The 25,993-nt window shown below is 36.2% G+C and carries 21 protein-coding genes; 1 reads left to right on the top strand and 20 read right to left on the bottom strand.

The genetic code is table 11. The features are described from left to right. Window positions 1–55: 55 nt before the first annotated feature. From ilvN to BUE24_RS12500, 12 genes are all read right to left on the bottom strand, one after another. Window positions 56–598 (bottom strand): acetolactate synthase small subunit, encoded by a 543-nt coding sequence (gene ilvN, locus BUE24_RS12560; RefSeq protein WP_073316375.1) that lies wholly within the window; start codon window positions 596–598, stop codon window positions 56–58. A 2-nt stretch (window positions 599–600) separates the two neighbouring features. After that, the gene (ilvB, locus tag BUE24_RS12555) at window positions 601–2,334 is read right to left on the bottom strand and encodes a biosynthetic-type acetolactate synthase large subunit (RefSeq protein WP_073316374.1); all 1,734 of its coding nucleotides are present in this window, start codon (window positions 2,332–2,334) and stop codon (window positions 601–603) included. A gap of 13 nt (window positions 2,335–2,347) precedes the next feature. After that, complete coding sequence (ilvD, locus tag BUE24_RS12550; RefSeq protein WP_073316373.1) at window positions 2,348–4,024, bottom strand: dihydroxy-acid dehydratase; 1,677 nt, start codon at window positions 4,022–4,024, stop codon at window positions 2,348–2,350. 554 nt (window positions 4,025–4,578) lie between these two features. After that, window positions 4,579–5,226 (bottom strand): response regulator, encoded by a 648-nt coding sequence (locus BUE24_RS12545; RefSeq protein WP_073316372.1) that lies wholly within the window; start codon window positions 5,224–5,226, stop codon window positions 4,579–4,581. A 17-nt stretch (window positions 5,227–5,243) separates the two neighbouring features. Then, a complete protein-coding gene (locus BUE24_RS12540; protein WP_073316371.1) occupies window positions 5,244–6,026 on the bottom strand; it encodes a sensor histidine kinase in 783 nt (260 codons plus the stop codon). A 665-nt stretch (window positions 6,027–6,691) separates the two neighbouring features. After that, window positions 6,692–7,081 carry a hypothetical protein gene (locus BUE24_RS12530; RefSeq protein WP_073316369.1) on the bottom strand — a complete coding sequence of 130 codons (390 nt, stop codon included), beginning with the start codon at window positions 7,079–7,081 and terminating at the stop codon, window positions 6,692–6,694. Window positions 7,082–7,300: 219 nt separating this feature from the next. Further along, window positions 7,301–8,158 carry a 5-oxoprolinase subunit C family protein gene (locus BUE24_RS12525; RefSeq protein WP_073316368.1) on the bottom strand — a complete coding sequence of 286 codons (858 nt, stop codon included), beginning with the start codon at window positions 8,156–8,158 and terminating at the stop codon, window positions 7,301–7,303. Beyond that, entirely contained in the window at window positions 8,155–8,880 is a 726-nt protein-coding gene (gene pxpB / locus BUE24_RS12520) for a 5-oxoprolinase subunit PxpB (protein WP_073316367.1), read from the bottom strand. Before pxpB ends, BUE24_RS12525 begins: the two co-directional genes overlap by 4 nt. A 5-nt stretch (window positions 8,881–8,885) precedes the next feature. After that, window positions 8,886–9,617 carry a 5-oxoprolinase subunit PxpA gene (gene pxpA, locus BUE24_RS12515; RefSeq protein ID WP_073316366.1) on the bottom strand — a complete coding sequence of 244 codons (732 nt, stop codon included), beginning with the start codon at window positions 9,615–9,617 and terminating at the stop codon, window positions 8,886–8,888. A gap of 24 nt (window positions 9,618–9,641) precedes the next feature. Further along, the gene (locus BUE24_RS12510) at window positions 9,642–10,865 is read right to left on the bottom strand and encodes an Nramp family divalent metal transporter (protein WP_073316365.1); all 1,224 of its coding nucleotides are present in this window, start codon (window positions 10,863–10,865) and stop codon (window positions 9,642–9,644) included. Continuing rightward, window positions 10,866–12,017: a DUF2891 domain-containing protein gene (locus tag BUE24_RS12505; protein WP_073316364.1), complete on the bottom strand. Its 1,152-nt coding sequence runs from the start codon at window positions 12,015–12,017 to the stop codon at window positions 10,866–10,868. Between the two features lie 392 nt (window positions 12,018–12,409). Further along, a complete protein-coding gene (locus BUE24_RS12500; RefSeq protein ID WP_073316363.1) occupies window positions 12,410–13,291 on the bottom strand; it encodes an SDR family oxidoreductase in 882 nt (293 codons plus the stop codon). A gap of 111 nt (window positions 13,292–13,402) precedes the next feature. On the opposite strand from BUE24_RS12500, the gene BUE24_RS12495 reads away from it, so the two are divergent. Further along, complete coding sequence (locus BUE24_RS12495) at window positions 13,403–13,726, top strand: winged helix-turn-helix transcriptional regulator (protein WP_073316362.1); 324 nt, start codon at window positions 13,403–13,405, stop codon at window positions 13,724–13,726. Window positions 13,727–13,786: 60 nt separating this feature from the next. On the opposite strand, the gene BUE24_RS12490 is transcribed toward BUE24_RS12495, so the two are convergent. The 8 genes from BUE24_RS12490 to BUE24_RS12455 form a co-directional block, all read right to left on the bottom strand. Beyond that, window positions 13,787–15,325 (bottom strand): YifB family Mg chelatase-like AAA ATPase, encoded by a 1,539-nt coding sequence (locus BUE24_RS12490; protein ID WP_073316361.1) that lies wholly within the window; start codon window positions 15,323–15,325, stop codon window positions 13,787–13,789. Between the two features lie 74 nt (window positions 15,326–15,399). Then, a complete protein-coding gene (locus BUE24_RS12485; protein ID WP_073316360.1) occupies window positions 15,400–17,142 on the bottom strand; it encodes a hypothetical protein in 1,743 nt (580 codons plus the stop codon). Window positions 17,143–17,154: 12 nt separating this feature from the next. After that, complete coding sequence (locus BUE24_RS12480; RefSeq protein ID WP_073316359.1) at window positions 17,155–18,327, bottom strand: DUF4249 domain-containing protein; 1,173 nt, start codon at window positions 18,325–18,327, stop codon at window positions 17,155–17,157. Between the two features lie 16 nt (window positions 18,328–18,343). Further along, window positions 18,344–19,531 carry a DUF4249 domain-containing protein gene (locus tag BUE24_RS12475; RefSeq protein ID WP_170864597.1) on the bottom strand — a complete coding sequence of 396 codons (1,188 nt, stop codon included), beginning with the start codon at window positions 19,529–19,531 and terminating at the stop codon, window positions 18,344–18,346. A gap of 16 nt (window positions 19,532–19,547) precedes the next feature. Further along, a complete protein-coding gene (locus tag BUE24_RS12470; protein WP_073316357.1) occupies window positions 19,548–20,675 on the bottom strand; it encodes a DUF4249 domain-containing protein in 1,128 nt (375 codons plus the stop codon). A 64-nt stretch (window positions 20,676–20,739) separates the two neighbouring features. Continuing rightward, window positions 20,740–21,924 (bottom strand): DUF4249 domain-containing protein, encoded by a 1,185-nt coding sequence (locus BUE24_RS12465; RefSeq protein WP_084549510.1) that lies wholly within the window; start codon window positions 21,922–21,924, stop codon window positions 20,740–20,742. A gap of 12 nt (window positions 21,925–21,936) precedes the next feature. Then, entirely contained in the window at window positions 21,937–24,693 is a 2,757-nt protein-coding gene (locus BUE24_RS12460; protein WP_073316356.1) for a TonB-dependent receptor, read from the bottom strand. A gap of 3 nt (window positions 24,694–24,696) precedes the next feature. Continuing rightward, complete coding sequence (locus tag BUE24_RS12455) at window positions 24,697–25,449, bottom strand: hypothetical protein (RefSeq protein ID WP_139241989.1); 753 nt, start codon at window positions 25,447–25,449, stop codon at window positions 24,697–24,699. Between the last annotated feature and the right edge of the window lie 544 nt (window positions 25,450–25,993).

Here is a 25,993-nt window from a genome sequence, read left to right as displayed (position 1 = left end):
AATTAGTTGTATGTTCCTTTCGGAAATTTTGATTTGATTTTGATTCCTGTTTATACTATACTGACACCGCCTCTTCTGTAGCAAAGCTTTCCAAAATAGACGATATGTGCATCTTCTCTTTGGTAACCGCTATCCTTCCAGATCTCGTGAACTGCATTAATCCATACGGCTCTAGTTTTCTATATAATGCTTCTACCTCTCTTCTTCTTCCTGTCTTTTCGATTACAAAAAACTCGGGAGTCACCGTGACGATATTTGCATTGCTATTCTTGATGACGTTCTGAATCGAACGTTCTTCAAAGAGTAATTTTGAAGACACCTTGAAAAGTGCAGTTTCCTGATAAATAATCTGTTCCTCTTTATGATAAAAGGCTTTGATGACTTCGATCTGCTTTTCGATTTGTCCTACGATCTTTTTTACCTGCTCTTCGGTAACCTTTACCGCAATCGTAAAGCGAAACACATCTTTGATCTCAGACTGCGAGGCTGTCATACTATCCAAATTGATATGGCGCTTTAAAAAAATCGCAGATATCCTATTTAATAAACCGATATTGTTTTCGGTATATACCGAAATTGTAAAATTCTCCTTCTCCATAACTACTCTAATCTTATATCTGAAACCGAAGCTCCTGTTGGAATCATCGGGAACACGTTATTTTCTTTTTCTACGCAAACCTCTAAGAAGTACGGATCTTTACTCGCAATCATTTCTGCAATTGCTTCTTGCAAATCCTCTCTTTTGGTAACTCTTTTGGACTGGATATGATATCCTTCTGCAATTTTTACAAAATCAGGATTTACCATTTCTGTAGATGCGTAACGCTTATCAAAAAATAGCTGCTGCCATTGACGTACCATTCCTAAAAAGTCGTTATTAAGCACCACAATCTTAACAGGTACTCTGGTCTGAAAAATGGTACCTAACTCCTGTATCGTCATTTGATACCCTCCGTCTCCGATGATTGCTACCACTTCTCTTTCTGGCGCACCCATTTTAGCTCCGATTGCAGCTGGAAGTGCAAATCCCATAGTTCCTAATCCTCCAGAAGTGATATTACTTTTTGATTGCGCAAATTCTGCATATCTACAAGCAATCATTTGGTGTTGCCCTACATCTGATACGATCACTGCATCCCCTTTGGTTTCGTTATTAATTCTTCGCAATACCTCTCCCATAGACAAACCATCTTTGGTAGGGTACAATTCTTCTTTAATGACTTTTTCAAATTCTATGGCATCATGGTCTTTGAACTCCTGCACCCAAGATTCATGGGTATTAGGGTTAATCAAAGGTTGTATTTGATCCAATGTATACTTTACATCACCCATTACGGCAACATCTACCAATACATTTTTATTAACTTCAGCAGGGTCGATCTCAAAATGGATAATTTTTGCTTGTTTCGCATAGGTCTCTAAATTTCCGGTAACCCGATCATCAAAACGCATTCCGATCGCAATCAAAAGATCGCATTCGTTGGTTAATCTATTAGGACCATAATTTCCATGCATTCCTACCATCCCAACATTCAAAGGGTGAGCGGTTGGTAATGCTGACAACCCTAAAATGGTCCAGGCAGATGGTATACCAGATTTTTCTATAAAATTCTTTAACTCTTCTTCGGCTTCTCCCAAAATCACTCCCTGTCCAAAAACCACCATTGGTTTTTTGGCTTCATTGATTAATTTGGCAGCTTCTTCAAGACTTTTAGGATCTGTCACGGGAACTGGCATATAACTACGTATACCCTTGCACTTTTCATAAGCAAAATCCAACTCTCCAAACTGTGCATCTTTGGTAATATCGATTAGTACTGGTCCAGGGCGACCAGATCTTGCAATGTAAAACGCTTTTGCCAATACCGTAGGAATATCTTCTGCTTTGGTAACCTGATGGTTCCATTTGGTGATTGGTGTTGAAATTCCAATAATATCAGTTTCCTGAAAAGCATCTGATCCCAAAAGATGAGATCCCACTTGTCCTGTGATACATACCATTGGTGTCGAATCAATTTGAGCATCGGCAATTCCTGTTACAAAATTAGTTGCTCCCGGACCAGAAGTAGCTATGGCCACCCCTACCTTACCACTCGTTCTGGCATATCCTTGAGCCGCATGTGTTGCTCCCTGTTCATGTCTAGTAAGCACATGATGCAATTGATCCTGAAATTTATATAATTCATCATAAACCGGCATAATAGCTCCTCCCGGATATCCATAGATTAGATCTACGTCTTCTGCCAAGAGACAACGGATTACAGCTTCGGCACCTGTCATTCTTTTTGTAACCGTTTCGGCTTTTTTGGTTCTGGTTTGCGTTTGTGTTTCCATACGCTTTTATTGTTTAAAATTCGTCTGTAACGCATCCACTGGATGCAGACGAAACCGTATTTGCATATTTGTATAATACTCCTCTATTAAACTTCAATGGAGGTTGTTTCCAAGCAACTTTTCTCTTCTCTAGTTCATTTTCATCTATTGCTACTTCTATGGTGTTTGTTTCGGCATCGATGGTAATGATATCTCCATCTTCTACCAAAGCAATCATTCCTCCTTCCTGGGCCTCAGGAGTTATATGTCCCACAACAAAACCATGGGTTCCTCCTGAGAATCTGCCATCGGTAATCAAGGCTACCTCTTTTCCTAGACCTGCACCCATTATCGCTGCTGTTGGCTTTAGCATTTCTGGCATACCTGGTCCTCCTTTCGGCCCTTCATACCGAATAACGACGACTTCCCCAGATTTTACTTTTCCCGCTTTGATACCATCATTTGCATCATACTCACTGTCAAACACTTTGGCTTTTCCAGTAAACTTTAACCCTTCTTTTCCGGTTATTTTGGCAACGCAGCCTTCTTCGGCCAGATTACCAAACATGATTCGTAAATGTCCCGTAGCCTTAATCGGGCTTTCTAATGGCTTTATCACATCTTGTCCTTCGGTAAGATCAGGTACGTCTAATAAATTTTCTGCCAATGTTTTCCCAGTTACCGTCATACAGTCCCCATGCAGTAATCCTTTTTTCAGAAGATATTTAAGAACTGCAGGAATACCTCCTACCGCATGCACATCTTCCATCAAATATTTTCCACTTGGTTTTAAATCTGCCAGGAATGGGGTTTCATCACTGATCCTTTGAAAATCAGCTAGTGTAAACTCTACATCCGCAGCTCGAGCAATGGCCAAAAAGTGCAGTACAGCATTGGTAGATCCACCGAGAACAGTAACGAGACGAATTGCATTTTCTAATGCTTTCTTATTTACAATATCTTTTGGTTTGATATCTTTTTCCAGAAGCAATCGCATCGCTTGTCCTGCGGCAATACTTTCTTGTTTCTTCTCATCACTTATGGCTGGATTAGAAGAATTATAAGGTAAGGACATCCCAAGAGCTTCTATTGCGGATGCCATGGTATTTGCGGTATACATACCTCCGCATGCACCTGCGCCAGGGCAAGCTTTTTCAATAACATTTTTGTATTCGGTTTGGGTAATCGTACCGGCTACTTTCTCTCCCCAAGCCTCAAATGCCGACACCACATCCAATTTCTTTCCTTCATGACATCCAGAAGCAATAGTACCACCGTACACAAGTATTGCGGGACGATTTAATCGAAGCATCGCCATGAGTGCACCCGGCATATTTTTATCACACCCAACAACAGTTACCATACCATCATAAGACATCGCCTGCACTACCGTTTCCATAGAATCTGCAATCACATCTCTGGATGGTAGTGAAAAACGCATCCCTGGAGTTCCCATAGAAATCCCATCACTTACACCGATCGTATTAAATATCAATCCTACTACATCCTCTTCACGCGTACCTTGCTTTACCAATTTGGCAAGATCATTAAGGTGCATATTACAAGGGTTTCCTTCGTAACCTGTACTGGCAATACCAACCAAAGGTTTACTAAAATCTTCATCCGTTAAACCAATGGCATGCAACATCGCTTGTGCTGCTGGTTGAGTGTCATCTTGAGTGACCTGTTTGCTATATTTATTAATACTCATTATATCCGAGTTCTTATTTTATTGCGAATTATTCAAAAACTTAACCTTTTATTTATCAGATTCTCAACAAATAAAAAGTGTCTAGTATAAAATTATTTCGTTACGCTAAAATTGTTACACATTATTCAATATCCTTACAACATCCAATTGTTGTTTTAACATCTTTACATTCTGATTTTCAATACTTTAAATACTTTTCATTTACAACCACTATTTGTTAATTTTTTATTTTTATTACTCATTATTCATAAAAAAACTCCCTTCGGTACCAGAAGGGAGTTTTTTTTATCAAAATATATCAATAGTGCTCCCCTATGGTGAGTAAATCACCACAACGATACTAATGACGTTAATAATACTATTGTTTAATCTTTTCATGTTACAAACAAAAAAATCCCTTTTCTTGAGAAAAGGGATTTAAATTTATATGGTTATATACATTAGATCCCTTATCGAAGTGTAATAATACCTTCAATAATAGAGACCACAATGATATTTTTTGTTACTATGTTCATTTCTAGGATCAAATATATAGAAAATAATTTCAGTTTTTACTACTCTACTTTAAAAAGTTTATTTTTCATACAGTAGATTACCAACCCAACTCTTGTTTTTACTTGCAATTTCTTGAAAACAGTTTCTCTGTAATTTTCTATAGTTTTTGGACTCAGATTCATTTCCTTGGCGATATCCCTATAGGTTAGTTCGGAACATGCCAACTTCAAAAACTCCCATTCTCTTTCGGTAAGCTTTTCATGGAAGTTCTTATCCTCATAATTACCAGAGTGTCGTAAAGCACTTTCAATTTTACCAGAATAATAAAACCCCTGTTCGATCACCATTTTCATGGCAAATTCAAAATTCTCTGGGTGAATGTCTTTTAATAAATACCCTTTAGCTCCAGCTCTCAACATTTTGATAATGGTTTCTTCATCATCTTCCATAGTTAAGGCCAGTACTTTTTGATCTGGTTTGTTTTCTTTGAGCCATTGCATGGTTTGTATCCCATCCATGACAGGCATCTTTACATCTAATAAAATGAGATCTGGTGTTTTTCTTTTGTGTAGGTAATACTGAGTAAGCTCTTTACCGTTTTTAAGTATGGCTAATACTTCGTAATCTTCTAATTGAGAAACTAAGCTCTCCAGAGACTGTGCAAATAACAGATGGTCATCAACAATTACTATAGTCTTCTTTTTCATATGATCTGTGCATTAAATCAACCCATTGGCTTAATTGGATACGCCAAGGTAAGCAAAACTCCTTTATTTGGAGCAGAATCGTACTCAAATGTTGCATTAACCAATCCAGCTCGGCTTTTCATATTTAACAATCCCGAGTTGGCTTCTACCGAATTCATATCAAAGCCCACTCCATCATCTTTGATCGTAATTTTGAGTAGTTCAGGTGCATAAATTAGGGTAACATACATATTAGATGCTTCAGCGTGTTTTATGGTGTTTGAAAAAAATTCCTGGATGATGCGATATAAAATAATCTCGTCTTTGGGGTTGATATGTACCTCTTCTCCCTGGATATCAAAATGGGTATCCAGGAAATTTAATTTTTCGAATCGCTTTAATTCGGCTTCGATGGATTTTATCAATCCAATATTTTGGATCACCTCATGATTTAAGGTTTTGGAAAGGTTTCGGATCTCTTGCAAACTATCCCCTACTAGCTTACGAACATCCTGTAAAGATTCTGAAGTTTTCTCGTTGAGCGAAGATCCCAGAATATTGATCTGCATTACCGCTGTGGAAAGCAATTGTCCGATATTATCATGTAGTTCCCAACTTACATTTTTAAGCGCTTGTTCCTGGATTTCTATTCGAGATTTAAAGATCTCGTCCTCGAAACGCTGTTCGGCTTTTAATTTTTCTAAAAGTAGTTTGTTTTTGCGTCTTTGGAAAGCAACAAAAAAGACGATACCGAATATTACAAAAAATAGAATAATAACGGTAAAATATATTATGAGTAAGATTTGTTCTTTTTCGAGCATAACAAGAATCCTATTGTGAAGCAAGTATACATAAAAATAATCGCTATTTCTCTTATAGTCCTATATATTCCTACAAATTCAGGATTACTTCTGAAACTATAATATTTATTAAAAATAAAGAGCGGTGTCATACTTAAATAGAAAACAAGCGCACCAATAGCAATATAAAAAGGTAGTGATTTATGAAATGACAAAATAGATTCACTCTGTAAAACCTCATAAAAATACAACATTACACTAACCAATAATAGTATAGATCCCATGATCATAGAATAAGAAGAAAGTCCATTAAAGAAAACATCGGAAAAAAATAAATTAAGAACTGACGTCAAAAAAAAGAAAACTATTAAACTCTTTAAAATCTTTTTAAAGAACTCATTTTTCATATATGCCCTAAAAAAAACAGCATAAATTATGAAAGTTATTATAACATATGAATTATAAAGCCAATCATTCTCCATCCATATAGTACCTTTAAGAAAATTCAAATATTCAGTAGAACGAATTATTCTTGGAATGGTCCCTACAGTCTCTACAAAAACAGTCAACCAAAGATAATATACAAAGTATTTTACAACTCTATCTTTATTCTTCAGAACAAAGAAGGTACCTGCCAAAGCGGCAAATACCTCCAAAATGTGAAATGCTATATTTAATAACTTCATTTAGTATTCTAGTGGCGGATTACCGTGTTCTCCAATGTTCATAGGTTCGATGGAATAATTATTCGGTGCAGTATCCCCTCCTTTTCCTAAGCCTCCTGCCGGAGCACCAGTTGGAGCAAAAAACAAAGTTGAATATCCTTTATGCTTTTTGCATTTAGTTTCTGGATAAGCTCCTAGGTATACTCGTATACCAGGATTGTCAATTCCCATTTTTCTTGACTTTTTCTTAACATATTTCAAATATTCCAATAGATCTTCTACACTCCACCAAAATTCCCGTGCATCCACGAATCCAAGACATTTATCGATTTCTGGAGTTCTAGTATCACACCATACTTTTTGCAATTCTTTTGCTTCGTCTACACTTATACATTTTTTGGGTTTTCCCATAACAATAGATTATTTTAGGTTATAATCGCTAATATATCCAAAAATCAAGATGCAAAGCAAGTACACACTACCATTACGCACAAGTAAGTGCGGGAAAACCGTAATGTTACATTGCTGATAATAAGCCCATTAGGTATACTAAAAAAATCTTAAAAAAAGATAGATCAGGGGATTTTCCCCCTACTTGCTTAGGGGTGTTACCCCCTGCCATATATTGTATTAAAAATCAACGAGTTGAAATTGAATTTGTTCATTAATCCAAGTTTGTGCTAGTGTATTGATAGCGATTTCTGTGAGCTGCAACACCCTAGGATATCCTCCTGTGGTTTGACAATCTCTCATCAACACTATTAATTTACCAGAAGGAGTTAGTTGAACAGTCCCCGGTAATACCGGAGATGTTAACATTTGAGGAAGTGAATTTGAGATAGATTCCATGAATTGAATCGCCATACGATTTGAAGCTCCGTTTATGGTAAACCTACTCTTTAATAAAAGGTCTTTTTCTCTACTGGAAAGTTGATCAAATTCTGGTCCCTTAAACACCTCTATTGCACTACCAGAATTCCCATACTTTGGAGCACTCAAATGGGCATAAGAAACAACAGAGTTTATGTTTGAATTGTATTCCAATTTATCACCCTTTACCAATTTCTGTTTAGAGGTAATTGAATCATAAAAGGATCGGCTTTCCATCACCACTTCAGTTAAAAAACCATTTCTAATTCCTACATACCCATATATATTATTCCTACAACTTTTTAAGGTTAATATGTCATTTTTACTAACCGTAATTTGTTGATACATTTCAACCTCCTGATTATTTAAGAACGCATCCACCTCTGCACCGGTTAAACAAATTCTTGTATCAGAATTAAATTGTAAAGTTGGAGGTTGAATCACCCATTCTATACAAGCATCATTTTTATAATTACCCAACAACAAATTTGCAAACTCAAAAGAAAACTGATCCATCGCCCCGCTTTGTGGAACTCCATATTTAGCAAAACCAAATCTACCGCGATCTTGAATTGTTGTATATAACCCTGGTTTCAAAACTGTAACATACCCTTTCATAAAAAAGTAGGTTTTAGTTCAAAACTGGGAGAAACCTTATTAGCACTCATATCGGCATATTGTAAAACTGATATCGATATAAACTGAATCAAATCATCAGGTAAAATCTTTGATGACTCGACCTTATTTACATCAAAAAAATCAACAGGGCAAGCACCAATAACATGCCATCCACCTGGACTATCTTTTGGATAGATTCCAGTTTGTTCTCCACCAATAGCCACAGACCCTTTTTTTACATTTCTAGAAGGAGTTACTTTTCTAGGCAAACACAATTTTTTATCCAAACCGCCCAAGTAAAAAAATCCAGGCAAAAATCCTAAAAAATACACCTGATACAACGGGGTAGTGTGGAGATCGATTACATCATCAATACTCAGTTTCTTTTGCTCAGAAAAAGACAACAAATCCGGAGCAAGGGCAGGATCATAACAAACCGGTATTTTCCATAAGCGTTGTTTTTGATCTGATGGCTCAAAACTGATACTACAAAGGGATTTTAGCACCAAAACCTCATCATAGACATTTTCTATAGTAGACAGATAAAAAATTAATAACGAGTTATATGATGAGATTACCTCAACAATTACTTCATTTCTATGTTCTTCTATGGATTTTTTACAAAAAAGTATATTTTGTAGCATCTTTTGATCAATTTTTTGAGGCCATTCGATCAAAATTGCTCTCTCTGAGTATTGCCTGAATCTCAAATTATACTCCATAAACTTTACTTCAAATCATATCCTAGCGCTACAAAATTGGAGTGTAAATACCGAATAATTTCCACAGCATTTTGATTATCTCCATGCACACAAATTGTATCAAAAAAAACAGTCTGCTCCTTCCCTGTTTTTGTTTTTATTTTACCATCGACCACCATTCGTTTTACGTGTTCAAAAACATCAAGTTTATTTTCTAAAATTGCATCTTTTTCTGCACGGAAAACCAAGGTCATATCATCATTATAATTTCTATCTGCAAACGCTTCAAAGTAAACCCTAAAACCATCCTTACAAAGATATGACAAAACAGAATCTTTTAGCGTAACAATCCTTAAACTTTTGTCGACATTTTTTATAGATTGCAAAATAGCTTTACTCACCTCCTTTTTCACAAAAGCATCATTATAAAGTGCGCCATGCGGTTTGACATGATGAAGCTCGCCTCCTAATTCTTCCACATAATTTTTCACTAATTGGATTTGTTGGGTTATCGATCTTACCAAATCTTCAAAATCCATTTGCATACTCTTTCTACCAAAATTTTTACGATCCGGATATGAGGGGTGCGCTCCTATTTTTACATCATGCTGTAATGCTAATTGGATTGTTTTTACAATCTCACCTTCATCACCAGCATGTGCACCGCAAGCAATATTACACCATGAAATATAAGGCATGATTTGATGATCATTACCCACTCCTTCTCCAACGTCTGCATTAAAAACAATTTGCTTCATTCTTACAAATTCATAAAATTTTTCTTACAAATTCTCAAAGACTTTCCAGATACTACGTATCCCCAAAAAGAGGGTTACCATAACAATGACTATTCCTATCAGATTTTGGGTAGTGGTATTTACATATTTACCCAGTATATTCTTCTTGTTCATTACCCATAATAAGAAGATAGCTATCACAGGTAACAACAATCCATTTGTTACTTGTGCAAAACGAATAACTTCGATGGATTTGATCCCTAAAGATGAAAACAATACTCCCAGAAACAGGATAAACATCCATACCAATCTAAACCGTGTACTTTTCACTCCATCTTTCCAACCCAAACAACCTTTTACTACATAAGCAGCTGCTAATGGTGCCGTAATGGCCGAAGTAATTCCAGCCGCAAAAAGCCCAAGAGATAAAATATATTTTGCAGCCGATCCAAAAACTGGTTCTAAGCCTCTGGCAAGATCTGCTGCACTTTGTACTTCTGTGTTTTGTATTGCTGCTCCAGAGATCACTATAGCCATAGACATAACACCACCCAAAACGACTGCCGTGATGGTGTCTTTTCTAGCTATTGGAAGCTGATCTGCACTTTTCCACTTTTCCTTTACCAAAGAGGCATGCAAAAACAGATTATAAGGTACTACGGTAGTACCTATCAAACCAATAATCATCAATAATTTTTCTGAAGAAAAATCAGGAACAAACCCTTTAAAAACAGCAGACAGGCTAGGTTTGGTAGCAATAGCAGTAATAATAAATGCCAAACTCATGAACAACACCAACACGATTAGACTACGTTCGAGCACTTTATAATTCCCTAAAAACAACAACACAAAAGCAAGCAATCCTATTACCAAACTGAGGTAATTAAAAGCATAGCCTCCTAGTTGTATCGTAGGCTCTTCTATTATGGTAGACAACCCCAGTACTCCTCCACTGATGTTCCCTGCTTCGTAAGCTGCATTTCCAACAAAAATAGCTGCAATAATAATAGAGATAAAAACCCATTTAATGATGGGAGCACCTTCAAATTGACTTTTTACCACTTCGCTCAATCCTTGCTGTGTTACCACTCCTAGTCGAGCCGCCATTTCCTGAAGTATTACACAAGCAATCACAGAAAGGGTAAGTGCCCATAATAAGGTAAATCCAAATTGTACTCCAGCCAGTGTACAGACGGTAACCGTTCCTGGACCAATAAAAGCAGCCGTAACCAGAGTCCCTGGTCCTATAAAAGAAAATAATTTCTTCATTTAGTTCGAATTAATATCGAGTGCATAAATCGCAAATGATCCTAACCAATGCCCTCCTTCATACGAATCTCCAACCAAGTTAGGCAACGAATAGTTGATGTGTGTGTTTGCCACATAGAACAAATGCTCATATTCTTTATACTGTTTTGCCAAGCCATACAACACCCATGCTCGGCTGAAGTTAAGCCCGTCCAAGTGAACTAGTTTTCCATCTGTTCGATCCGAAACCTGCCCTACTTCAATATTGAAGTTTATTTCCTTTAACTGAGGCATAAAGCTTGAAATCCATTGTTCAAATTCTTCGACTCCAAGCACTCTCCTCATAATATCAATCTCCTCAAAACACGGAGACAAAAAATCATATCCACTAGGCTCCCAGGTAATCGGACATTCCTGATCGTTTGAATAAAACTCACGAGCTTTCTTTTCTACACTATCTTTAAGTTCTCGGTGATTAATAGTATTTGCATAATCCCAGGCAAAAGACAACCCAAATGCCGTGTTCGTGTGTTCTCCTACTCGTATCGGGTATCTTAACTTAGGCAAAAAATCAATATACTTTTGAACGATAAGATCAGACAACGGTTGTAAATTCGCCTCCAGTTTTCTGGCAACAGGATCGTCCCAATTGTGCAATTCTTCTGCTAGTTTGAGTAACCAGGCCCAACCATATGTTCGCTCATAAGATTTGTTATGTTTATCCATGAAATAAGCTATTTCTGCAGCGATATTTTCTTTCGAAATATTCTGTTGCAATTTTGCAATAGCTTCTTCTCTTTTTTCTAGGTCAGGAAATTTTTTCAGTAATTTCACCAAAGACCAATGTCCATGAACCGAAGAATGCCAATCAAAACAACCGTAGAAAGCTGGATGTAATGCTTTAGGCTCCCCTAAATTTTCTTTACTGCCCAGGGTTTGATTTAGCTTATTCGGATACTCTACTTGTATGCAATCCAACGGTAAATTTGCAAGTGTATTTGCTTGATCCAAGGTAAGCTCTAATGGTGCTTGAATCGGATTTGCATCTTCTTTTGGAATAGCTTCTGTCTTATCAGATGATTCATTGTTTGGTGTGTTTTCATTTTTGCAACTCGTAGACGCAAGTATTAAAATCACAAAAAGCATTGGATACCATTTTGAAATTCGTAACATAGGAGAACATTTATTTCTAAAAATATCATTTTTGAAAAGGTTACGAATCAGATTGTTAATAACAACCCTAAATAGTTCATAAAATCTATCCTAACCAACCATCTCGGTCCAGACTCCTATATTGGATAGCTTCTGAAATATAATATTCCTGGGTACTTCTACTGAAAAGAGGCAACTGGGGAAGCCGGATCATTAATAAACAAAAGACTTATCCCAGAAGTTGTCCACGTGAATACTGGTATTGAGTGGAATTACAATAAACATAATAAAGTAAGTTTTGTTTGACCCTTTAGGAGAGTTAAACAAAATCGCTTTAATCTATAATGTGCTCTCTTGACTATCTTAATAAAGATAGCCAAGATGAACTTCACATATCACTGCTCTAATTATTTTTAGTAATTCCATTGAATGGTTTCGATCCACTCCGCTAATGATTGTGGCGCTACGTTAAGTAATTCTCGAGAAACCTCATAATCTTTGGCAACGATCCTATCGATATTACTGTCTAAAAAACGATATAAATTTGAAATTTCCTTTGCAGCCAATGAACCAAAATTAGGACTAAGGTTTTGCTCGAACTCATCAGGAGATAGACTAACAAAGTGTACAGGTTTATCAATTTTGGCACCAATAGCCTCTGCTATTTGTTCTCCAGTAAGAAGATTTCCCCCAACAAAAAGTGTTCGCCCCTTTAATTCCGGATTTTCAATTGCTGCAACTACATATTTTGCAAGATCTACATGACTAATCCATGGTACTTTTTGTCCTTTTTTAATAGGGTAAGGAAGGATTCCTTTCTCAACAATCAAAGGTATGGACCAAGGAGCTGCTATATTGTCCAAGTAAATATCAGGACTTATTGTTATTACATTTAACCCGGATTGATCAAACTCTTTTTTTAAGATCACTTTGATATCAACACCCAGCATACCTACTTTCTCTTTTGGTAAATCAAAACTGGTATTAAATACAATCAAAGGCACACTTTCTTTTTTGGCAGCTTCGATAAAATTTTTGGTTATTGACACCGCCTCATCCATATCAAAAAGCAATGGCAATGTAAATACAGCTCCGTTTACATCTCTTAACGCAGATGATACCTCATCTATGTTTTCGAACTTTCCGAGAATAGCCTCTACCCTATTATCAATATTGCTACTTTCTAAATTTCGCACTAAAGCAGATACGTTATACCCTTTCTCCAGCAGCAGTTGAGTAATCGCCCTTCCTTGAAATCCAGACACCCCACTAACAAATATTTTTTTTGAATTCATAATTATTGTTTTTATTCAATACAAAATTATAAATTAGCATACCAAAATTATAGTACTTACTTTGAAGTATAATACTTACCAAAAAGTAAATAATTTAAATTTAAAGGGGTTTTGAAAGCAAAAAAAAATAAAAATAATTTAGAAGAATGTCCAGTTAGTAATACTTTAAAAATAATTGGTGGAAAGTGGAGGTTGCGAATTATTAATGAAATTGGAGAAGATAAAAGGCGATTTGGTGAGTTAAAAAGACTAATTCCTGAAATAAGTGAAAAAATGCTAATCCAAGAATTAAAAGCATTGGTAGAATATCAAATAATAGTCAGAAAAGCTTATAAAGAGATTCCTCCAAGAGTTGAATATTATGCTTCGGAAAAAGGGAAAAAAGTATTCCCGATCATTGAAGAAATCAAAAAGTTTTCAAATGACACCAATTGATAAAACAGGAATCAATAGTTTTTAGTAAGTGACTAAGCACCCTCAAATCGTGGATAAAAGCTACCCTAACCATCCATCGCGGTCCAGACTCCTATATTGGATAGCTTCAGAAATATGATGCTCCTGGATATCTCTAGACGTTTCTAGGTCTGCAATTGTTCTAGACACCTTTAAGATTCTATCATAAGCTCTAGCTGATAGATGAAGTCTTTCCATAGCTGTTTTCAGCAAGTCTTTCGAAGAAGCATTTAACTTGCAAAACTCTCTTATTTGCCTTACCCCCATTTGCGCATTGTAATGGATCCCTTTCATCTCGGAAAATCGCTGACTTTGGATTCCTCTAGCTACGATAACTCTTTTTCTAATCTCTATACTACGCTCTCCCTTTCTCTCTTCACTCAATTTACCAAAAGGAACAGGAGTTACTTCTATATGTATATCTATCCGATCCAACAATGGACCAGAAATCTTACTAAGATAACGTTGCATTTCTGCTGGAGAAGAGGTTACCGGAGAATCGGGATCATTAAAATACCCCCCAGGACTTGGATTCATGCTAGCGACCAACATAAAACTGGACGGATAAGTAACTGTAAATTTTGCTCTGGATATAGTTACTTCACGATCTTCTAAAGGTTGGCGCATTACCTCCAACACGCTTCTTTTAAACTCCGGAAGTTCGTCGAGAAAAAGAACACCATTATGAGACAACGAAATTTCACCAGGTTGTGGATAAGCCCCACCTCCTACCAGTGCAACGTCAGAAATAGTGTGATGAGGACTCCTAAAGGGTCGTTGTGCCATTAATCCAATATTGTCTTTTATACGTCCCGCTACACTATGGATTTTGGTAGTTTCTAGCGCTTCTTGCAAGGACATCGGAGGCAAAATACTCGGCAATCGTTTACTCAACATAGTTTTACCACTGCCAGGTGGTCCTACCAAAATAATATTATGCCCTCCGGCTGCAGCGATCTCCATGCATCGTTTGATACTCTCTTGACCTTTCACATCGGCAAAATCATATTCAGGATTGTCTAGAGCTGCATAAAACTCGTCTCTTGTATCGAGTTGAGTCGGCTCTAATTCCCCTTCATCATTAAAAAAGCGAATAACATCCTTTATGTTTTCTACACCATAGACCATTAGATTATCAACCACAGCTGCCTCCTTTGCATTTTGTTTTGGTAAAATAAAACCTTTAAAACCTTCTTCTCGCGCCTTTATAGCGATGGACAAAGCACCTTTGATGGGTTGTAAATTTCCATCCAGAGAAAGCTCCCCCATAATCATATAATCAGCAACCCGATCACCTTTGATCTGATCACTTGCTGCCAAAATCCCTATCGCCAAAGTTAAATCGTAAGCTGATCCTTCTTTTCTAAGGTCTGCCGGAGCCATATTGATGGTGATTTTTTTACCTGGGAGTCTGAAGCCTGTATTCTGAAGTGCTGCTGCAATACGATAACTGCTTTCCCGAATGGCATTATCCGGTAACCCGACCAAATGATAGCCAATACCTTTATCAATATTTACCTCAACGGTAACCGTAGTAGCTTCTACTCCAAAAACGGCGCTTCCAAAAACTTTAATCAGCATATGTACATAGTTTGCTTTTCAGCAAAACTAGTACGCGACAGTTTCAAAAAACGGAACTGTGAAATTCGCTACCGTTATTGAACGGTAAACCGTTCTCTCACTGAAACTGGTATCCCCTGATCAGAATACCCTTCTAAGACAACTTCGAAAGTTCCAGTATTATTAGAAGTAAAGAAATCGATCTTAGTTTCTTCTTCCTGAAGTGCTATTTCTGGATGCCATAAGAGTTGATTCCTAAAATCTGGAATACGAGTGCGACTATCCTGCACGCCATTATTATAGGCTTGTTGAAAGTACTTTTTCTTTTGTAACGGTTTAAAAAGAGGTACCTTTTGTATATAACTTTTGGACATGGATTGGTAATAATCTCCCTTTTCTGTTTCAATATCTACGATTCCCTGAAAAAGTAATGATCCTAGATAATGCTTATCCCTTGAAACAGAAATTCTTTTCACTCTTCTAGCATCCAATTCTACTAAATCTGTATGATCCTGGATTAACATCCCATCCATAATTACCAACGGCAAGTGTTCTGGTTCATTATACGGAGGATGCTTATATCGAACTTGAAACACATACTTTTCATCGTTGATTTTCTTTATCCATACATTTTCTACAACTTCAACAAACGTTTCTCTAATCGTTGGAAAACGGGTATAGGCGTCAAGATCATAAACATCTACATCACTACCATAAAATGGAGCGATTTCTTTGGCAGGATATAAGGTATCAGGCTTCACACTAAAATACCTATTTCGGATTTGATTATAAACACTACGTTTTACAATCATATCTTTCATTTCCTTAGTGATTTGAAAACGGTCAAACTTCAAATCTTTGTAGTCCAAAGAAGTAGCGGGTTGCAGTTTAATATCATACTGTTTTTCATTCCCCAACACCTGGATGTATCCGTTATCCTCTGCATATTGTTTATCCAAATTGAAACAAAAATTTCCATCTTTATCTGTTGTAGTTACCTTGATATCATAGTCTTGACCAGGAACAGAAAATCCAATTTTCTGATTTTCTACAGAGTGATTCGCTTCTTTTGCTGTAATACTACCACATATTAGTTCTCCCCTTAACTCTGGAAGAACAATTGCTCCTGAACCATCTTTTAAGGAAACATTATTAGACAACTCCTGATAAGTATCCAATGCTGTATTCTTTTTTGGAATAACAATGGTGTCTAATTTTCTAACAGAAAGAGAATAACTCCCGTTAGACAGCATTCCGTTCTTTCTTTTTATTAGCAAACTCACCTGCTCCCTTTTATTGAATGCGTTTTTGTTGGTAACCAACTCCAAACCGGTCGTGTTTTTAGGTATAAGAGATTCTTTATTAGATGTTACCAGCCCAGAAATAGTATCCGCCAAAACCGCTTTTTGATCGCCTTGATAAGGATTGACAATCGCTATATCTCCCTGATAGAATACACTTACTCCAAAATTTTTCATCCATTGCGTATACCCAATCAACTTGTAGTTACCAGATGGTAAAGAAACCGGGATAAAGAAATCCCCTTGTCCCTGTCCTTTTTCTAGTTTGATTTTATGTCTAAAAATGACATTCTTCTTTTCATTTACTAATTCAACGTACCCCATCTTACTAAGATTGCTAAGCTTTTTAGATTTGGAATCCAAGCAATACACCTTGTAATACAGATACTCTCCAGTAAAAAGAAAAGCAGTATTATGATGTACAAAAACGCGTTCCTCTGGGATAGATTGATACGCATTATCTGAAGATTGACCATATATTGTTTGTTGAACAAACAAAGACGCCATGAAAATTAATAAAACAATAACTCTAGTCATTTAATATAAATTTTAATCCACCCAAAAATCTGGACGAACGTTGGTTCCTAAAACATTACAATCTGTACAAATCTGTGTAGTCAAAAAGTATTCACCTGAATCAGGATCAAAAGCAAAAACTCTAAACCCGCCTTCTACTCTACGAATAACCTCTCCTAAATCAGTTTCAGTATTTGAAATACACTCTATTGGAAAATCCGGGCGAAATGCATCCGGGAAAAAATCTTTCAACTCAACAAATATTCTTGCCGATGACACCGATGCTACATCAAAAAAACCTAAAACATTTTCGTCGGGATCGTTTACTGAAAGTATATTACCACTAACAAAACCAGGCTGCACTTGAGAAAACAAACTTTCGGAATCCGAAAACTCCTTAAGCGTATTAAAAAATTGATTCGCCTCCGCAGACTGGACAAACTGTCTTACCAAGATGCTGTATCTATTTCTTAGCACGGTATTATCGGGCTCTATAAAATGCACTCTAAAACCGCTTACTCTATTTTCGGCCAATGTACTTGTTGTGGTTAAAATAATATTATTAGAAAACTGTGTGCGATAACAAACACGTTCTTCTCTTGATCTAGCCACAAGTTCTGCTTCCGGAGGATTCGAAGAAATAATACCTAACTCTATCTCTGACCAAAATGGAGGTATGATCTGATACGTCTCTTCAAATTCATAACGATAAAAATTAGCATTTCCGGTAGGATCAAAACTATCCACAAGAATACCAATACCTTCTACCCCCTGATCTGTAACAACACGTTCTGCAAACAAATTATCAATTTGCGAAGTTTGTGGTAAAGTTGCAGAACGGGAAGCATATGACCTACCATCAGCTGTTGTAACTTGCAATTGATAATTTCGGCCAGCAATGGCAGCAAATGTAGAAGAGGATACATATCTTCCTGGACTTTCCTCAACAAAAGTATAGGAAGTCTGCTGATCATCAGTTACTGTAACCGTTGCATTTTGTTCTGGAACAGGTTCATTACTTTCCAAACGAAAAGTTCTGGACAAGAACACTTCTTGAGCTTTGTCCTCGTTGGTAATTGTTGATTCGATCACCAAGATATCTTCAAAATTTTGAGTCCCGAATTCGAACTCTTCTACACAACTACCAATCATAAGACCAAAACTTATGAAGACCAAAAACCAAGTTATTTTTCTTTTTAATATCATTATTGTCTGCATAAAATTAATCCTCCCAAAAATCGGGACGAACATTTGTACCTAACACATTACAATCTGTGCATATAGGTGTCGCTAAGGAATATACGTTTGTTGTAGCATCAAAAGTAAACAACCTAAATCCTCCTTCGACCAATCTAATTATTTCTCTTATTTCGTTATCTGTTACCCCTCGTTGATTTAATAAAGCACATCTTACTTGAAAATCGGGACGAAACACTCCTGGTAATACATCCTTCAGATTCACAAAAACTCTTGCCGTGGATACCGAAGCAGCTTCAAAAAAACCTAAAACACTCTCATCTGGATTATCCACTGATTGCACATTACCTTCTATAAATCCTGGCTGAATTTGAGTAAACAGGCTTTCAGAATCTGAAAAATTACTCAAGGTTTCATAAAACTCATACGCTTCTGCAGATTGTACAAACTGTTTCACTAAAATACTATATCGATTACGAAGCACCGCATCATCGGGAGGTATAAAACGAACCACAAAGTCTTTTACATTACTCTCGGCCAGCGTTCCTGTCGTATTCAGGATAATAGAATTAGAGATATCAGTTCTGTAACAAACCCGTTCTTCTCGTGTACGAGGAGCTATATCTATCACTGGAGGGTCATTTGAGATAATTGCTAATTGTATACAAGAAAAGAAAGGAGGTATAATTTGATACGTTTCTTCAAACTCATAGCGATAGAAATTTGCATTACCTGTTGGATCAAAACTATCTACCAGGATTCCAACTCCTGCCACCCCCTGGTCATTAATAACACGCTCTGCCTTGATATTGTCTATTTGGGTTACTTGCGGTAAAGTAACGAATTGAGATGCATACGATTTCTCGTCTTGCGTAGTAATTTGCAATTGATAGGACCTCCCTGATTCTGCCGTAAAAGTACTTGAAGACAAATACACTCCAGGATTTTCTTCTACAAATGTATATGTTGTTCCTTGATTATCCAAAATAGATACTCTAGCATTTTGTTCTGGTACCGGGCCCTCATTCTCTAAGCGAAAAGTCCTGGAAATAGATACTTTTTGTGATTTTAGTTCGTTTGTGATTGTGGATTCAACCACCAAAATATCTTCAAAATTTTGCGTGCCAAACTCAAACTCTTCTACGCAGCCCCCGCTTACCTGAACTATCCCAGTAAGAATCAATAATCGATATGTATATTTTCTTGATATCACTTCAAATACGACACTTTTAATCCTCCCAAAAATCAGGTCTTATATTACTCCCTAAAACCGTGCAATCACTACAACTTTTAAAAACTAGCACAACACCATTCGTTCCTACCTGAACTAGCTTCAAACCTCTAAGCTCTACAGCATCCACAATACGTTGGGGATTATCATTATCTATTCTTGTAAGCGTACAATTTAAAGGAAAAGCAGGGCGGTCTGCTCTAGGAAACAATTCTCTTCTGTTGATAAAAATTCTTTTTTCTGAAACGGAGGTTACTTCAAAAAAGCCTAATACCTTATCATCAGGTCTATTCACTGAAGTTAAATTTCCTGTTACAAAACCAGGCTGAATTTGAGATAGTAAACTCTCTAAATCCGAAAAATCTTTTAACAATTCAAAGAATTCGTAAGCCTCCTGGGACTGCACAAATTGCTTTACTAAAATACTATACCTATCCCTGATTTTAAAATCTGAGGTAGGAACAAAATTTACCATAAAGCGTTCTACATTATTTTCATTCAGCCCGGTAGTTTCGTTTAAAATAATTCTATTAGAAAACTCCGATTTATAGCATACTCGCTCTTCTCTTTCTCTTTGCACAACTTCGTACACAGGAGGAGTTCTAGAAATCACGTTAATATCCTGATTACTCCAAAAAGGAGCAATAATTTGAAAGGTTTCTTCATACTCATACCGATAAAAATCAGCATTTCCAGACGGGTCAAAAGTATCTACAAAAATCCCGATGCCTTCTTCACCATCATCATTAACAATAGGCTCTGCATACAAATCATCAATTTGAGTAGTCTGTGGAAGACGAACTTGTTTGGAGGTGTAGGATTCTCCACCATCTGTGGTGATTTGAAGCTGATAGCTTACGTCGGGCATTGCTCTAAATGCAATATCAGACACATAGTTTCCTGCTTCTGTTTCTGAAAAGGAATACACATTTTGTTGATCATCAACAATACTAACTGTGGCACCAGGTTCGGGTTGAGGCTCTTCATTTTCTAAACGAAATGTTCGAGAAAGACCAACTTCTTGAGGTTTTAGCTCGTCTGTGATTCTGGAATCCACCACCAAAACATCTTCAAAATTCTGGGTACCGAATTCAAATTCTTCTACGCAACTATTGCTCACTTGCATAACTACAGTAAGAATTAACAAACGATATGTAAATTGTTTCGATATCACTTTAAAACATAAAACATTAATCCACCCAAAAATCAGGTCTTACATTACTTCCTAATACATTACAGTCGCTACAAATTTTAAAAGTAAATGTGTATTGATCATAAATAAATCCAGCTCCTACAGAAATAAGCTTCAAACCTCTATTTTCTACTGCATCTATTACTTTTAATGGTTCATCTTCAGATTCTTCAAAAAATGAACAATTTGCAGGATAATCTGGTTTTGTTGATTCTGGAAAAAAATCTCTCCTATTGACAAAAACTCTCTTTTCGGATATCGGAGTCAACTCAAAAAAACCTAATACGTTTTCATTCGGATTTTCTACCGATAATATATTCCCTACTATAAAGCCCGGTTGTAATTGCGAAAACAAACTCTCTAAATCCGAAAAATTACTTAACGTATCAAAAAACTCATGCGCCTCTGGTGTTTGTACGAATTGCTTTACCAGAATACTGTACCGATCTCGTAGTTTTAAATCTGAAGAGGCTAAAAATTGAACCATAAAACGTTCTACCCTATTTTCTGACAAACTAGTAGTTTCATTGATAATTATCCGATTTGAAAATTCATTTTTATAGCATATTCTTTCTTCTCTTTCTCTTGAAACTACATCTATTTCTGGAGGGTCTCTTGAAATCACCTTTATATCCAAATCAAACCAAAAAGGGGGTATAATCTGATAGGTTTCTTCATATTCATATCGATAAAAGAATGCATTACCGGTAGGATCAAAACTATCGACAAAAAAACCTACACCTTCTTCTCCATCATCATTTATGATACGTTCTACATACAATTCATCAATCGGCGTAGGTTGCGGTAAAGTAACCGCTCTAGACGCATATGATTTTCCATTTAGTGTAGTAATTTGAAGTTGATAATTCACTCCTGACTCTGCAGCAAAAGCTTCATTAGAAATGTATTGTCCTTCTGTTGTTTCTGAGAATTGAAATACGTTTTGTCGATCATCGGTAACACTAACCGAAGCACCGATCTCGGGTGCAGGCCCCTCATTCTCCAGTCGAAAAGTTCTGGAGAGAGCTACCTTCTGGAACTTCAACTCATCAGTTATCCTGGCATCAACCACCAAGATATCCTCAAAGTTTTGTGTTCCAAAATCAAATTCTTCGACACAGTTATTACATACCAAGGCAAGCCCGGACAGCAATAGCAATCGATATATTTTTTTAACCATCATATCAAAAAAATATCAGAATTTGAAGTTGTAAGTTATCGATGGTACCGGTATCGAGAATATTGAACTTTGCAAGGATTTTACTTCTCCATCTTCGGTAACAAAAAATACCGAGAATGGATTGTTACGCCCCAGCACATTATAAATCGATATGGTCCAGAAACTATGCGCTAATTTTTTCTTTTTATGATTTCCTTCAATATTAAATCCTAAATCCAGACGATAAAAATCTGGAATTCTAAATCTATTACGATCACTAAACACTACGGTTTCCGATCCATTAAAAAAGAAATTCCCTACCGGAAATGTAACCGGTCTTCCTGTTTGATATACAAAATTGGCAGAAAGACTAAATCGTTTGGTAAACTTATAGTTGGCCACCATACTAAAATCATGAGGCTTATCAAAGTTGGAAGGAAAGAAGTCTCCGTTATTTACCCGTTCTTCTGGGAATGGGCTATCCAACTTGATAAACGAACGAGAGTACGTGTACCCTAACCATCCATTTAATTTTCCTTTGGTTTTTTTCAAGAGAAACTCTACTCCGTAGGCCTCGCCCTCTCCTTGCAATACTTCAGCCTCTATAGTTTCATTCAATAAAATCTGTGCTCCTGTTTTAAAATCTAGAATATTTTCTGACTCTTTATAGAACCCTTCGATACTTAACTCGTACAAATCATCTTCAAAATTCTTGTAGAGTCCTAAAGAATATTGATTTGCCTGTTGTGGTTCTATATTTAGATCTGAAAGTTTCCAGGTATCGATAGGAGATACGGTCGTATTATTGGATAAACGATGTATGTATTGAAACGTATTATTAAAACTTGCTTTTATCGACAGATCAGGTCTTAATAGATATCTCAAAGACAGTCTTGCTTCGGGTCCGGTGTAGGTTTCAATGACTTCATTTTTATCAAACTCCTGCGTTTCTAATAAAGTGGCTTCACTCCTAGGTCTACCATCTTCATATATACGTTGCACTCCTTCTCCCAGCGCGTTAAAGACAGAGAATCGGAATCCCGCATCTACAGAAAACTTTTCAGTAAAATCCAACTTACCGGAAATAAATGCTGCAGATTCTAATGCCCGTTCTTCGGGAATAGCTAATGGGGTCACAATAGACTGTTCATCAAAAGGGTCTATTCTTCCTGGTTCGATGGAATACAACTTACTAGACACTCCATAATCCAGACTATATTTATCATTGAAAGCATGATTCATTTTGAGTTTGGCTTCTGTTTCCTGTACAGAGAATCCCAAATCGAAGTTGTTATTTGCTCCGCCATCAAACTCAATATTGAACTTATACTCACTATTATAAAGAACCAGACTACCTTTATTATTATCATTAAAGGTGTGATCCCATTTCAACGATAATAGTCTATTGTTATAGATATACAATGAATCTGAGGTAATACTAAAATCGTCTCTACTGATATACCCCGTAGCGCTAAGCTTATTATTATCATTAAATCGATGTGTATATTTTACATTCGCATCATAGAACGAAGCTTCACTATCTTTTAAAGATTCGTCGTCCAAAGATCTTAATATGTAATTGGCATAGGCTCCTCTACCTCCAATTTGTAGCGCTGATTTGTCTTTGATCACAGGGATGTCAAGAACGACATTACCGGTAACAGGCCCTATAGATGCTTCTCCTCCAAATTTTTTGGTATCTCCATCTTTTAATTTAATATCAAAAACCGAAGATAATCGACCACCATACTCAGCAGGAATACTTCCTTTATACACTGTTACATCCTCTATAGAAAAAGGATTAAGTGCCGAGAAGATTCCAAAAAAGTGTTGTGGGCTATAGATTACTGCATCATCTACCAATATAAGGTTTTGATCAGACTTACCTCCTCTTACGTTAAATCCAGCAGAACCTTCACCAGCAGTAGAAATTCCAGGCAAAGCTGTTGCTACCTTAAATACATCTCGCTCTCCCAACACCAATGGAATGTTCTTGGATTCTTCAACATCTATTTTTTCTGCTCCAGTAATAGTTTCCGTAACATTTTTACTCACTTTTCCTTCAAGAATCACCTCATCCAATTGCTCTAAACTTTCGTCTAGCTCAAAATCCAATTCCCCATCGTTATAAATAATAACTCGTTTTCTTGAGTCTTGTATACCCACAGAACTGGTCTCCAAAATACTTTGTCCTGGGGGTAAATCTATTTGATAGAAACCATTCTTGTCGGTCTGTGTTCCAATACTTGTCCCTGAAACTACTATCGCCAAATTGCCAATAGGTCTACCAGTTCTAAAATTGGTAACATATCCACTTAAAGAATACCGTTCTCTTGTACTATTGATATCTTCTTTACCAATTCTAAATGTTTCTGTTCTGGTTGAAGATTTTTGCTCCACATAAAATGAAGGGTTGATATTCTTTTTCCTTTTAGTAACCGTATTTTCTACTACTTTTTCTCTACCAAAGAAATTTTCGGGTAATTCATCATAAATGACATTGTTCCTAATCAGTACAATCTCATTGTTATCCAGAAGATAATAATTGAGCACTGTATCCTTGAAAATAGCATTTAATACTTCCTGTACAGGTACATTATTATAGTTTCCGGTTACTCTTTTATCTCCAAGCCACTCTTCTACAAAGTAGAAATGATAATTGCTATTGGCTTCAATCTCTTGAATCACCTCTCCTATACTAGCATCGGTAAAATTTACCGAAATTGTAGTTTGATTTTGTGAGAAGGTTACCTGATATAAAAGAAAAATTAAAGTGTATAGTAACTTTCTCATAAATTAAGAATTATTTGTGTTAGAAATTAGACTTATCAATTTTTTGAACAATGCCGAGCGAAAGACATCAGGGTTTGTTTTAAGAAGTTTTCTTGATAAAGAATAATACTCATTCACTTCTTCTTTCAGTTCTGGGAAAATATCCAAAACATCACTTTTACTTTTTGCGGGATAGTATTTCTCTTTATAGTAGACCACATAATTCACCTTACTTACAAAATCGTAATAGGATTGTCCTTTCCTTACCCTCTTTTGCCGGCTTTTGCTATGTTTTTTGAGTAGCGTAAGTTTGGGGCTTCGCACTAACACTTCATAAAACCCATCTGACCCTACCTGTTTCATACTATCATTAGTTACTCTAACGAATGGAGTATCACCAATTTCAAAAGCTTCTACTTTATCTTTTATTAATTGTAAAGCAATATTAGCATATCCTTGTTTTAACTTTACGATGAGTTGGTCTTGATAGACATCATACTGCATGGGTAAGTCATAGTAATTGTTTCCATCATAGGTGACGCTTCCATCTAAAAAGTCTTCAACTTCAAAAAATCGATGTTTCTCTCCGATGGTACGATATCTATTGATAAAAATAGTACCGTTGTACAGATCTGTGTTTTGATTTCCTACAGAATTATCAAACCATTTGTAATAAGACTTTTTTTCCGAATCTGTCTGTGCTTGCAAAGTGGTAAGCCCAGGAGTTAACAATGAAAAAAAAAGTAGCCCGATAAGAAAAGAGTAAGTATTATTCACGCACATAAAATTGATTTGGTGTAGTCCAACAAACTTATCATTGTACATCTACTATACGTATCAATACAAGAGAAAAGAAATGTTATGACTATGGTTGTTCCCTGACTATTCGAATTTTAAATATAGTTCAATAAAGCTTGATTAAAACCCGCACTACATTAAAATAACATAACCTTAACAAGTAAAATTTGTAATCTAGAATTGATTTCAACGCTTTTATTACCCTTAAGACCTTATAAATGAAAAAGGTTGCCTACAATTTTCTTAAGAAAATCAAAAAATCCAGGATTTCAGTCTTTACGATTTTTACGAGTAAAATCTACATCATAATTATCATTAACAAAGGAAACGTAGATTGAGAAAAGATACAACAAAAGGTAGTACAGATTTATAAATATTAACCTTTGTAATCAATCGATATAAAACCTAAATATTACTACCATTAAGTTGCTACACAGGTAGGAAGAATAGAAAAAGAGTAAAAAAGCAAGGATCAAGCTTTGAATTTTATATTACGTATGGATATCAAAACCTTTACCTTGCT

The organism is Aquimarina spongiae, from assembly GCF_900141785.1.
Taxonomy (GTDB): Bacteria; Bacteroidota; Bacteroidia; order Flavobacteriales; family Flavobacteriaceae; genus Aquimarina; species Aquimarina spongiae.
This window is presented reverse-complemented; position numbering and strand designations above follow the sequence as displayed.